The organism is Catellatospora bangladeshensis, from assembly GCF_016862575.1.
GTDB classification, from domain to species: domain Bacteria; phylum Actinomycetota; class Actinomycetes; order Mycobacteriales; family Micromonosporaceae; genus Catellatospora; species Catellatospora bangladeshensis.
In genome coordinates this window covers 85494-97693 of record NZ_BONF01000005.1, presented here as the reverse complement: position 1 = coordinate 97693, position 12200 = coordinate 85494, and the positions used below count along the sequence as shown (strand labels likewise).

The window sequence follows — 12200 nt, the reverse complement described above, 5'->3', positions numbered from 1 at the left end:
TGCCGCTCAGCCCAGCGGGTCGGCCAGCAGCTGCTCGAAGGCCAGCTCCGCGGCGCCCAGCAGCGCCGCGTCATTGCCCAGCTTGGGGGTACGCAGCCGCACGTGCTCGCGCGTCGCGGGCAGCCCGATGCTGTTCAGGCGGCTGCGCACCTGCGCCGCGGCGGCCAGGTAGACGTCGCGCAGCGTGCCGCCGAAGATGACCAGCTCGGGGTTGAAGATGTTGACCAGGTTCGCCACGCCGAAGCCGAGCCAGTCGCCGACCTGGCGCACCGCGGTCTGCGCGGCGGCGTCCCCGCGCGCGGCGGCGTCCACCACGGAGAGCACCGCGTCGGTGCCCATCGGCGCACCGGGCGAGCAGTCCCGGCCCGCCGCGCGCAGCAGGGCATGCTCGCCGATCTCGGTCTCCCAGCAGCCGCGCGAGCCGCAGCCGCAGGCCCGCCCGTGCGGGTTGACCACCATGTGGCCGACCTCGCCGCCGTAGCCGCCGTGCCCGGTGACGCGCCGCCCGCCCGCGATGATGCCGGCGCCCACGCCGACGTCGCCGTACACGTAGATGAGGTTGGCGCAGCCCACGGCGACGCCGCGGGTGTGCTCGGCCAGCGCGCACAGGTCCGCCACGTTGCCGACCGCGACCTGCGGCAGCAGCTCGGGCAGGTGGTCCTGCAGGGCGTGGCCGAGCGGCTCGTCCATCCAGCCCAGGTGCGGACCGAGCCGGACCAGGCCGTCCTCGCGGCGGACCAGCCCGCACACGGCGATCCCGGCCCCGATGCAGCGGGCCTGCGGCGGCACGTCGGCCGCCATGTCCTTCACGAACTCGGCGACCGGGCGCACCGCCTCGATCGCCTCCCCGCGCGGGCGGGGCGCCTCGCGCTGGTCCAGCACCACCCCGCCCAGCCCGACCCGGGCCACCCGGATCCGGTCCACCTCGACGCTCGCGGCGTACGCGTAGACCAGATCGGACGAGGGGCGCACCACCAGCGACGGGCGCCCGGCCCGGCCGGTCTCCCGCGGCGCCTCCTCGCTGACCAGGCCGACGCCGGCCAGGTCAGCGGTGAGGGCGCCGATGGTGGAGCGGTTGAGACCGAGTTCGGAGGTGAGCTCGGCACGCGAGATCTGGCCGCGCACGTGCACGAAACGCAGCAACGCGCCCAGATTCTGCCGCCGGATCTCCTCCTGGCTCGGTCCCGCTCGCATGACTCTCCTGTAGACGGTGTACGCCGGTCAGCTGCTCGCGGCGGCGCGTCTGCGCGAGAACGCGTCGACACTCGCGGCGAGCAGCAGCACGACGCCGGTGGCAATGTACTTGTATGCCGAACTCCACCCGACGAGGCCCATGCCGTTGATGATCATCGTGATCACCAGACCGCCGAGCACGGCGTCGAGCACGCGGCCCTTGCCGCCGAAGAGGCTGGTGCCGCCGATGACGGCCGCCGCGACGGCGTAGAGGAGCACATTGGAGCCACCGGTGTTGGGGTCGACCGAGCGCGCCTGGCTGGCCAGCAGCACGCCGCCGACCGCCGCCATCGACGAGCAGATGACGAACGCGGAGATGCGGATGCGGTCCACGGCGATACCGGCGCGGCGGGCCGCCTCCTTGTTGCCGCCGACCGCGTAGATGTGCCGGCCGTACGCGGTGCGGCGCAGCACGAACGTCCACAGCAGCAGCAGGACGCCCACCACCGGAACGATGATCGGCACACCCTTGAGCGAGAACAGCGGGTTGCGGCTGCGCTCCTGGTTGAGGATGGCGACGGCGAAGCCGACCAGCACCGCCAGGCCGATCACCCGGAACGCGACGACCTGCCACAGGTCGGCCTTCAGGCCCCGCCGGCGCCGGTTGCGCTGCTGGATCAGCTGGACGGCGGCGAAACCGAGCACCGTGACCGCGGCCAGGCCCCAGCCCACCGCCGGCGACAGGTACTCGTTCTCCAGCGAGATGATGACACTGTCGCGCACCGAGATGTTGGTGCCCTCGTCGAGCAGCCACAGCACCGTGCCCTGGAAGCCCAGGAACGCGGCGAGGGTGACCACGAACGACGGGATGCCGACCTTGGCCACCAGGAAGCCCAGCAGCAGGCCGATGACCAGGCCGGTGGCCAGCGCGGCGGCGACGCCGACGTACCACGGGTAGCCGTGGGTGGTCAGCATGATGGCCAGCACCGCGGCGCACACGCCCGAGGTGTAGCCGGCGCTGAGGTCGATCTCGCCCAGCAGCAGCACGAAGACCAGACCCATCGCGATGACGACGACGGGGCCGGCCTGGGTGAGCAGGTTGGCGAAGTTCGGCGCGGTGAGGAAGACGGGCCGGGCCAGGCCGAAGACGACGCACAGCACCAGCAGGCCGAGCACCGCCGGCAGCGCGCCCATGTCGCCGCCGCGCACCTTCTGGCCGTACCCCCGCAGGTAGCCCAGGATCCCCTCGTCCCTGGCGGCCTGCGGCGCGACGGCGGTCGCGGGCTCCTTGGTGACGGCGCTCATGCCGCCGCTCCTTCCTCAGCGAGGCCGAGCGCGCCGCTGCGGCCCGAGGTGATCAGCTCGACCACCTGTGCGTGGGTGACGTCGGTCGTCTTGACCTGCGCCGCCATCCGCCCCAGGTAGAGCGCGGCGATCCGGTCGGAGACGGCGAAGACGTCGTTCATGTTGTGCGAGATCAGGACGACGGCGAGGCCGTTGTCGGCGAGGCGGCGCACCAGCTCCAGGACCTGGGCGGTCTGCGCGACGCCGAGCGCGGCGGTGGGCTCGTCGAGGATGACCAGCTTGCTGTTCCACAGCACGGCCTTGGCGATGGCGACCGTCTGCCGCTGGCCGCCGGAGAGGCTGGACACCTGCTGGCGTACGGACTTCACCGTCCGCACCGAGAGGCTGGCCAGGGTCTCCGAGGCGAGCTGCTCCATGGTCGGCTCGTCCAGGATCATGCCGCTGCGGCGCTCGCGGCCCAGGAACATGTTCTGGACGATGTCCAGGTTGTCGCAGAGCGCCAGGTCCTGGTAGACGATCTCGACGCCCAGCTGCGCGGCGTCGCGCGGGCTGTGCACGCTGACCTGCTTGCCCTCGATCAGGTAGTCGCCTGAGTCGATGGGGTAGATGCCGCCGATGCACTTGACCAGCGTTGACTTGCCGGCGCCGTTGTCGCCGACGAGGGCGGTGACCTCGCCTGGTTGAACCGTGAAGGCCACGTCCCGCAGCACCTGCACCGGGCCGAAGCTCTTGTTGATCCCACGCAGTTCGAGTAGAGGGGTTCCCATCAGGGGCTCCGTTCGAGGGGGTTACTGCTTGTTCCACAAGCGTGGTCCCCGGGGCACTCGCGTCCCCAGGGACCACGCCTGTTCACGACCGGTCAGGTCAGCTGATGCCGGCCTCGGTGCACTTGGCCGCGAAGTCGGCGGTGCACAGCTCGTCCTTGGTCACGTAGCCGTCGGTGACGACGTCCTTCACGTTGTTGAAGTAGATCGCCTGCGGCTCCAGCAGCACCGAGGGCACGTCCTTGCCGGACTCGGAGTCCTTGGTGGTCTGCGAGACCTGCTTCTTCTCACCCTTGGCCAGGGCGATCGCCAGCTCGGCGGTCGCGGTGGCCTCCTTCTTGACGGCCTTGTACACGGTCATGCACTGGTCGCCGACGAGGATGTTCTGCAGACCCTGCACGGTGGCGTCCTGGCCGGTGACCGGGACCTTGCCGTTCAGCTTGTTGGTCTTCAGCACGGAGATGGCCGCGTTGCCCAGGCCGTCGTTCGCGGCGAGCACGCCGTCGATCTTGCCGTTGGCCTTGGTCAGCATCTGCTGGAAGATCACGCCGCCCTGCGCGTTGTCCCAGTCCGGCACGGCCTGGTCGTCGACGAGCTTGTACTCGTTGGCGTCGTACTTCGGCTTGAGGACGGAGACGCCGCCCTCCTTGAACAGGGTCGCGTTGTTGTCCGTCGGCGAGCCGTTCAGCTGCGCGATGTTCGGGTTCTTGACGCCCTTCTCGGTGAGGCACTTGACCAGGCCCTCGCCCTGCAGGCGGCCGACCGCGACGTTGTCGAAGGAGACGTAGTACTCCGCGCCGCCGCCCAGCGTGAGCCGGTCGTAGTCGATGGTCGGGATGCCCTGCGCCTTGGCCTTGTCCAGCACGGCCTTGCCGGTGCCCGAGTCCAGGTTGACGATGACCAGGACGGTCACGCCACCGGTGATCATCTGGTCGGCGATCGACTGGAACTGGGTCTTGTCACCCTGGGCGTTCTGGATGTCGTACTGCACGCCGGCGGCCTTGAAGGCCTCCTCGAGGTACTTGCGGTCCGCGGTCTCCCAGCGGGCCGAGGACTTGCTGTCCGGCAGGATGACGCCGATCTTCGGCGTCTTCGCCGCACCGGGGTCGGTGGTGTCTTCCGCACAGGCGGCGAGACCGGTGAGGGCGAGGGCGCCCGTCATGGTCAGAGCCAGGATCCCTTTGCGCATCGTTGCTCAAATCCTCTCGGATTCAGGGGTGTGTACTCAACGGTGGTGCGGTTGTGTTCGGCCGTTCGGGCCGGCGAAGCCAGAGCTGTCAGCGGTGCGTGAGGCCGGTCACAAGGGTTTTGTTGTGTGCGACAACGTATGCGGAACAAAACCAAACGCGCAAGCCCCGGGTTTGTTGTTGGCAATAACAATTCAGCAACGTCCCCGTAACCAAAGATCCACCCCCCAAAACCACCTCCCGCCCCGCCACCCCTCCCGCCCCCTCCCGCGCCGATCTTGCGCGGACTGTGGGTGCGACACGCCCAAATAGGACATATCCCTAACACTTCGCGCAAGATCGTCACGATCTTCGGGGGTACGCGGGAGAGGGCGGCGCGGGTGGGTCAGGGGCGGGCGATGGGGGCGAGGACGGCCTGGGTGAGGCGGACCAGGTCGGCGGGGGCCAGCTGGAGCTGGAGGCCGCGCTTGCCGGCGGAGACGTACATGGCGTCGCCGTCCAGGGCCGACTGGTCGATCACGGTGGGCAGGCGCTTGCGCTGGCCGAGCGGGCTGATGCCGCCGCGTACGTAGCCGGTGGTCTTCTCGGCCAGGTCGCGGTCGGCCATCGCCGCCTTCTTGCCGCCCGCCGCCGCGGCCAGCGCCTTCAGGTCGATCTCGCCGGTCACCGGCACCACGGCCACGGTCAGCCTGCCGTCGACCTCGGTGACCAGCGTCTTGAACACGCGGGCCGGGTCGGCGCCGATCGCCTCGGCCACCAGCGCGCCGTAGTTGGGGGAGTCCGCCGACACCTCGTACGGGTGCAGCGTGTGCGTCACCTTCTGCTTGGTGAGCAGCGCCGTCGCGGGCGTCCCCTGGCTGGCCATGGCGCGATGCTACCGCCCGCCTGCCAGAGTCCCGGATCTAGGAGACCTGTTGTCGCTCCGGCGACCACAACTCATCTAGATCCAGCTGCGGGTGGCAGTGCCGGTGGTGATCACGGTGTGGGGGTGGCGACACGCCGTCGAACACGTCCATAAGTTCATGATCAACGCACGACCGGGTGGGCGAGGACGGCGGTGGGGGTGGCGGAGATGCGGGTTAGGAGGAGGGTGAGGGGGTTGGGGCCGGTCAGGCGGAGGTCGCGGCGGAGTTGTTCGACGTCTAGGGCGGAGCCGCGTTTGAGGATCTCCAGGCGGCCGATGCCGCGCTCGCGGAGGGTGGCGCGGAGGCGTTTGAGGGAGAAGGGCATGGTGTCGACGACCCCGAAGCAGCGGCCGAAGGGGGAGGTCACGGGGGTGTCGGTCCAGACGTAGGCGATGGTGGGGTCGGCGAGGCGGGCGGAGTGGGCGGCGGCCAGCTCGGCGACCAGGTGGGCGCGGACGACGGCGCCGTCGGGGTCGGTGACGTAGCGGCCGGGGGGGCCGACGGGTGCCGTTTCCTCGCCGGTGCCGGTGAGTTCGTGGGGCATGCCGTCGCGGAAGACGGTGGCGCGGCGCGGGGCGCGGGCCAGGGGGCCGCACCAGGCGGCGGCCTCGACCACGTCGCCGTCGACGGAGACGAGTTCCAGCTCGGCGCCGGGTGGCAGCAGGGCCTGGTCGATGCCGGGGGCGAGCTTGAGCACGGTGTTCGGGACGCGCTGCGGCAGGGCGGTCACCCAGTCCCAGGGCGGGGAGTAGTCCTCGGGGCGGAAGACGCGGCGGCCGCCGCTGCGGCGGGCGGGGTCGCAGAAGACGGCGTCGACTGCGCTCAGGTCGAAATCGCGAGCGTCGCCGCAGGTCACGGTGGCGTCGGGCACGTTGAGGGCGGCGCAGGCGGCGGTGACGGGATCTGCGTCGACGCCGTAGGCCCGGATCCCGGCGGCGGCGACGGCGCGCAGGTCGGCGCCGAGCCCGCAGCCCAGGTCGGCCAGGGCGGTCACCCCGGCGGCACGCAGCCGGGCGGCGCGGCGTACCGCGACGATCTCGCGGGTGGCCTGCTCCAGCCCGGCCCGGGTGAGGAAGGCCCGCGGGGCGTCGGCACCGAACTTGGCGCCCGCGCGGGCCCGCAGGGTGACCTGGGTCAGCGCGGCGGCGGCCAGGCCGGGTGGGAAGCCGCGGGCGCGCAGCGCCGAGGCGGCGGCCAGCTCGTCGGCGCCGGCCAGCTCGGCGGCCAGCGCCAGCGCCGCCGCTCCGTCGGGGGTACGCAGCAGCGCCAGCTGGTCGAGATCCACGGGCTGATTCTCGCAGCGCCTCCCGGGCGCGCCGGACACCAGGGTGAATCGGATAAATTCACTGAGTGGCGGCTGGCACTCTCCTTGACTGAGTGCTAGGTCCGGCATAATGTTCGAGTTAGCACCCTGCCATGCAGAGTGCTAACGCACGACCGCCCGGCGACGCCGACACCCGCGACGACGGCGCCGCACCGGGCGGCCTACTCGACCAGAAGACAACACCTGGGTCTCGTGCCGCGGGACCTGGGGCTATACCCCAGGAGGGTATGCTCGTGACTACCGCGACGAAGGTTGCGATCAAGCCGCTCGAGGACCGGATCCTGGTCCAGGCGAACGAGGCTGAGACCACCACCGCGTCGGGCCTCGTGATCCCCGACACCGCCAAGGAGAAGCCGCAGGAGGGCACCGTCCTGGCGGTCGGTCCGGGCCGCGTCGACGACAAGGGCAACCGCATCCCGGTCGACGTCAAGGTGGGTGACAAGGTCATCTACTCGAAGTACGGCGGCACCGAGGTCAAGTACGCCGGCGAGGAGTACCTGCTGCTCTCCGCCCGCGACGTCCTCGCGGTCGTCGAGAAGTGATCTGTGCGATGCCCCGGCCCGCCCTCACGGGCGAGCCGGGGCATCGTGACGTTTAAGGGAGACGATTGATGCCGAAGATCCTTAGCTTCTCCGACGACGCCCGCCACCTGCTGGAGCACGGGGTCAACGCGCTCGCCGACGCGGTCAAGGTCACGCTGGGCCCGAAGGGCCGCAACGTGGTGCTCGACAAGAAGTTCGGCGCGCCCACGATCACCAACGACGGTGTGACCATCGCCAAGGAGATCGAGCTGTCCAGCCCGTACGAGAACCTGGGCGCGCAGCTGGTCAAGGAGGTGGCGACCAAGACCAACGACGTCGCCGGCGACGGCACCACCACGGCGACCGTGCTGGCCCAGGCGATGGTCCGCGAGGGCCTGCGCAACGTGGCGGCCGGCGCCAACCCGACCGGTCTCAAGCGCGGCATCGACGCGGCGGTGACCAAGGTCAGCGACGCGCTGCTGGGCAAGGCCGTGGCGGTGGCCGACAAGTCGGACATCGCGCAGGTCGCGACCATCTCGGCGCAGGACGCCACGATCGGCGAGCTGATCGCCGAGGCGATGGACAAGGTCGGCCGCGACGGTGTGATCACCGTCGAGGAGGGCTCGACCATGTCCACCGAGCTCGACGTCACCGAGGGTATGCAGTTCGACAAGGGCTTCATCTCGCCGCACTTCGTGACCGACCCCGAGTCGGGCGAGGCGGTGCTGGACGACCCGTACATCCTCATCACCACCAGCAAGATCTCCGCGATCGAGGAGCTGCTGCCGCTGCTGGAGAAGGTCCTGCAGACCAGCAAGCCGCTGCTGATCGTGGCCGAGGACGTGGACGGCCAGGCGCTGAGCACCCTCGTGGTGAACTCGATCCGCAAGACCGTCAAGGTCGCCGCGGTGAAGGCGCCCGGGTTCGGCGACCGCCGCAAGGCGATGCTGCAGGACCTGGCCGTGCTCACCGGCGGTGAGCTGATCGCGCCCGAGCTGGGCTACAAGCTCGACTCGGTCGGCCTGGAGTCCCTGGGCCAGGCGCGCCGCGCCGTGATCACCAAGGACACCACCACGATCGTGGACGGCACCGGCGCGAAGGCCGAGGTCGACGCCCGCGTCTCGCAGATCCGCAAGGAGATCGAGGCTTCGGACTCCGACTGGGACAAGGAGAAGCTGGGCGAGCGCCTGGCCAAGCTGTCCGGCGGCATCGCCGTCATCAAGGTCGGCGCCGCGACCGAGGTCGAGATGAAGGAGCGCAAGCACCGCATCGAGGACGCCATCGCGGCCACCCGCGCGGCGGTCGAGGAGGGCATCGTGCCCGGCGGCGGCGCGGCGCTCACCCAGATCGCGAGCGTGCTCGACGACGACCTGGGCCTGACCGGCGACGAGAAGGTCGGCGTGTCGATCGTGCGCAAGTCGCTGGTCGAGCCCCTGCGCTGGATCGCGCAGAACGCCGGCCACGACGGCTACGTCATCGTGCAGAAGGTCGCCGCGAGCGACTGGGGCCACGGCCTCGACGCGGCCAAGGGCGAGTTCGTCGACCTGGCCAAGTCCGGCATCGTGGACCCGGTGAAGGTGACCCGCAACGCGGCCATCAACGCCGCGTCGATCGCGGGCCTGCTGCTCACCACCGAGTCCCTGGTGGTGGAGAAGCCGGCCAAGGCGGAGGCGAACGGCGGGGGCCACGGCCACTCGCACGGCCACGGCCACGGCCACCAGCACGGGCCGGGCTTCTGAGCCCGTACGGCTGACCGCACAGCGGGTCCCGGCTCCGGCCGGGGCCCGCTGTCGTCTTTCCGTCGTTGGTGACGACGGCGCCCGTCGATAAGGTCCCTGCCATGACAGGGCGCGGGCTCGTGCGGTACTTCGGCTTCGTGGGGCTCGCCTACGTAGTGGCGACCCTGGGCACGGGGCTGACCGACTACCTGACCGCGGCCGAGGTCAGCAGGTCCAAGGCGCTGCTCATCTCGGGCGGTGTCGGCCTGCTCGTGGCGCTGCTGCTGGGCGCCATCGACCTCGCCAAGAGCAACGCCGGCAAGAGCGCCACACCGGCGGCGGTCGGCGCCTATCCGGCGACGCCCGGCGGTGGCGGCACCCCGGGCCACGGCGGTCCGGCACCTGTGGGGTACGGCGGGACACCGGCTCCCGGCGGCGTTCACGGCGGCTACCCGGCCGGCGCGGCAGCGGCCCGTCCGGCGAGCGGCGCGACGCCTCCCCGGCGCGGCGGAGCCGGGCTGGTGCTGACCGCCGTGCTGCTGCTCGGCCTGTGCGCGGGCGGCGGCTACCTGGCGACCACCGCGATGCAGGCCGCCGTGCAGCAGCTGAACGAGTTCGCCACCCCGCCGTGGATCAAGAAGGGCCAGGAGACCGGGCAGGAGCGGCTGGCGGAGGAGGTCTCCGAGACGGGCGGGCCGCTCACCATCACCGTGCTGAGCGTCGAGGTCACCAGCCAGGCCACCAAGGTCAAGATCCGTGGGGTGAACAGCGGCGGGGACGCGCTGACGCTGCCCGTGTTCGGCCGTGCCCAGCTCACCGCCCCGGGCCGGACGCTCCAGCCGGACCCGGCCGCGGGCGACTGGCCGCAGACCGTGCCCGCCGACGGTGAGGCGACCGGCACCATCGTGTTCGACGGCGTCCTCGGACCCGAGGTGACCGAGGTGCGCCTGTCCTTCAGCGTCATCCACGGCAGCTTCGACGCACCCCCCAACATCGCCGTCACCATCCCCCTCACCTGACCGGCGCCCCGCCCGTCCCGCGCTGGCCGGCCGGGCCCCGGCTGGGCCGGCTGGGCCGGCTGCAGTTTCGGGGAAACTGCAGCTTCGGGTGGCGGGACGGCTGCACTTTCCCCGAAACTGGCGGCCCGCAGGGGCGACGGGGTCGGTAAGGGATCGGTAAGGCGTTCGGGCATGGTCTGGGGCGGGGCGCGGGGCGCAGACTGGCAGGCGTGGTGAGTCGGAGACGTGCGGTCGTGGCGGGGCTCGCCGCCGCCGCGGTGGCGGTGGGCCTGGGTGAGCTGGTCGCGGTATGGACGGGGCCGCGCAGTGCCCCGTTGATCGCGGTGGGCGGCGTGGTGGTGGACGCCGTCCCGGAGCCGGTGAAGGCCTTCGCGATCAGCCTGTTCGGGGTGTACGACAAGATCGCCCTGCTGATCGGGACGGCCCTGCTGCTGGCGGTGTTCGCGGCGCTGGTCGGCCTGGCGGCGCGCCGGGACTTCCGCTGGGGCGTGGCCGGGATCGCCCTGTTCGGCCTGGTCGGCGCAGCCGCCGCGGTCACCCGCCCGAACGCGGGCCCGGCGGCGGTGCTGCCGTCGCTGCTCGGCGCGGCCGCCGCCGTCGCCGTGCTGCGCCTGCTGCTCCGCGCGGCGACTGCCGCGGAGGGTGCCGGTGAAGCACCGGTGATCGAGGACCCGAAGGCTCTGGAGGCCGGGCGGCGGCGGTTCCTGCGGTTGAGCGTGGCCGGGTTCGGGGCGGCGGCCGTGGTGGGCTTCCTCGGCCGGACGCTGGCCGCGCGCCAGGGCGTGCAGCAGGCGCGCGGGGAGATCAAGCTGCCCGCCCCGGCCAGCCCGGCACCGCCGCTGCCGGGCACGGTGGACCCGCCGGTCAACGGGCTCTCCGAGTTCGTGACCCCGAACGACACCTTCTACCGCATCGACACCGCGCTGGTGGTGCCGCAGGTGGACCCGGCGACGTGGCAGCTGCGCATCCACGGGCGGGTGGCCCGGCCGTTGACGCTCACCTACGAGCAGCTGCTGGCCCGTCCGATGATCGAGCGGTACGTGACGCTGGCGTGCGTCTCCAACGAGGTGGGTGGGGACCTGATCGGCAACGCGCGCTGGCTGGGCGTGCCGCTGAAGGACCTGCTGGACGAGGCCGGGCCGCTGGACGGCGCGGACCAGGTGGTGAGCCGCTCGGCGGACGGCTGGACCTGTGGCACGCCGACCGCGGCGCTGCGCGACGGGCGCGACGCGATGCTCGCCGTCGCGATGAACGGCGAGCCGCTGCCGGTCGAGCACGGCTTCCCGGTACGGATGGTGGTGCCGGGCCTGTACGGCTACGTCAGCGCCACCAAGTGGGTCACCGAGCTGGAGCTGTCCTCCTTCGCCGACTTCGACGCGTACTGGGTGCGCCGGGGCTGGGCGGCGCAGGGCCCGATCAAGACCGAGTCCCGCATCGACACGCCCCGCGACGGGGGCACGGTCGACGCGGGCACGGTCGTGGTGGCCGGGGTCGCCTGGGCGCAGCACCGCGGGGTCACCGCGGTGGAGGTACGCGTCGACGACGGCCCGTGGCAGCCCGCCGACCCGGCGGGCACGGTGTCACCGGACACCTGGCGGCAGTGGACCTTCCGGTGGGACGCCACGCCGGGCCCGCACACGCTGGCGGTGCGCGCCGCCGACAGCACCGGTCAGGTGCAGCCGGAGACGCGCCTCGATCCGTTCCCGGACGGGGCGACGGGCTGGCACACGATCAGCGTGCAGGTGCGCTGACCGAGGCGGACAGGCGGGATTCGAGCCGCTGCACGTCCACGCGGTCACCGCGGCGGTCGGCGACGTCGCGCCAGCCGATCTGGAGGAGGCGGTGCCGCTCGTGCTCGGTGAAACCGCCCCAGACGCCGTACGGCTCGCGGGTGAGGAGGGCGTGCGCGGCGCACTCGGCGCGGACCGGGCACCGCCCGCACACCTGTTTCGCCGCATTCTCGCGGCGGCCCCTAGATGAGCCTCTCTCACCATCGGGGTGGAAAAACTGCAGGCTGTCACGGCCTTTGCACGCGCCGTGGTGCTGCCAGTCCCAAACGTCGGCTATCGGACCGGGAAGTCTGCGGAAGTGAGCCATGTGACCTCCTAGGGGATGGGAGGCTTGGGGTCAAGCGAAGAGATTTAGGACAACGTCAGCACGTTACGCCATGTACGTCCACTTGTCGCCATCCAGTGGATGATCAGGTAGAGCTGGACTGAGTTTTCGACGGAATCCCCGGAAAGTGCGTAATGATCTGGGTGTCTCGTGGTCTTCTTCGCAGGAG

The 12200-nt window shown here is 71.3% G+C and carries 11 protein-coding genes; 4 read left to right on the top strand and 7 right to left on the bottom strand.

Going from position 1 to position 12200, the window contains the following annotated elements; translation table 11 throughout:
• Positions 1–6: 6 nt before the first annotated feature.
• The 6 genes from Cba03nite_RS03230 to Cba03nite_RS03205 form a co-directional block, all read right to left on the bottom strand.
• Positions 7–1194 (bottom strand): ROK family transcriptional regulator, encoded by a 1188-nt coding sequence (locus Cba03nite_RS03230; protein WP_203741590.1) that lies wholly within the window; start codon positions 1192–1194, stop codon positions 7–9.
• Positions 1195–1221: 27 nt separating this feature from the next.
• Positions 1222–2478: a sugar ABC transporter permease gene (locus Cba03nite_RS03225; protein WP_203741582.1), complete on the bottom strand. Its 1257-nt coding sequence runs from the start codon at positions 2476–2478 to the stop codon at positions 1222–1224.
• Entirely contained in the window at positions 2475–3248 is a 774-nt protein-coding gene (locus Cba03nite_RS03220) for an ATP-binding cassette domain-containing protein (protein ID WP_203742082.1), read from the bottom strand. The genes Cba03nite_RS03225 and Cba03nite_RS03220 overlap by 4 nt, the downstream gene beginning before the upstream one ends.
• 94 nt (positions 3249–3342) lie before the next feature.
• Positions 3343–4431: a sugar ABC transporter substrate-binding protein gene (locus Cba03nite_RS03215; protein ID WP_203741580.1), complete on the bottom strand. Its 1089-nt coding sequence runs from the start codon at positions 4429–4431 to the stop codon at positions 3343–3345.
• A gap of 383 nt (positions 4432–4814) precedes the next feature.
• Complete coding sequence (gene ybaK, locus Cba03nite_RS03210) at positions 4815–5294, bottom strand: Cys-tRNA(Pro) deacylase (RefSeq protein ID WP_203741578.1); 480 nt, start codon at positions 5292–5294, stop codon at positions 4815–4817.
• A 161-nt stretch (positions 5295–5455) separates the two neighbouring features.
• Positions 5456–6619 carry a class I SAM-dependent methyltransferase gene (locus Cba03nite_RS03205; protein ID WP_203741570.1) on the bottom strand — a complete coding sequence of 388 codons (1164 nt, stop codon included), beginning with the start codon at positions 6617–6619 and terminating at the stop codon, positions 5456–5458.
• A 272-nt stretch (positions 6620–6891) separates the two neighbouring features.
• Between Cba03nite_RS03205 and groES the strand changes: the two genes are divergently transcribed.
• From groES to Cba03nite_RS03185, 4 genes are all read left to right on the top strand, one after another.
• Positions 6892–7200, top strand: coding sequence for a co-chaperone GroES (groES, locus tag Cba03nite_RS03200; RefSeq protein ID WP_428835559.1), 309 nt, complete (start codon positions 6892–6894; stop codon positions 7198–7200).
• A 68-nt stretch (positions 7201–7268) separates the two neighbouring features.
• Positions 7269–8918 carry a chaperonin GroEL gene (gene groL / locus Cba03nite_RS03195; RefSeq protein ID WP_203741568.1) on the top strand — a complete coding sequence of 550 codons (1650 nt, stop codon included), beginning with the start codon at positions 7269–7271 and terminating at the stop codon, positions 8916–8918.
• A gap of 101 nt (positions 8919–9019) precedes the next feature.
• A complete protein-coding gene (locus Cba03nite_RS03190) occupies positions 9020–9916 on the top strand; it encodes a hypothetical protein (protein ID WP_203741566.1) in 897 nt (298 codons plus the stop codon).
• A 209-nt stretch (positions 9917–10125) separates the two neighbouring features.
• Positions 10126–11667, top strand: coding sequence for a molybdopterin-dependent oxidoreductase (locus tag Cba03nite_RS03185; RefSeq protein WP_203741564.1), 1542 nt, complete (start codon positions 10126–10128; stop codon positions 11665–11667).
• Here the strand turns inward: Cba03nite_RS03185 and Cba03nite_RS03180 are convergent.
• Complete coding sequence (locus Cba03nite_RS03180; protein ID WP_203741562.1) at positions 11648–12013, bottom strand: WhiB family transcriptional regulator; 366 nt, start codon at positions 12011–12013, stop codon at positions 11648–11650. The two genes, Cba03nite_RS03185 and Cba03nite_RS03180, sit on opposite strands and share 20 nt — an antisense overlap.
• Between the last annotated feature and the right edge of the window lie 187 nt (positions 12014–12200).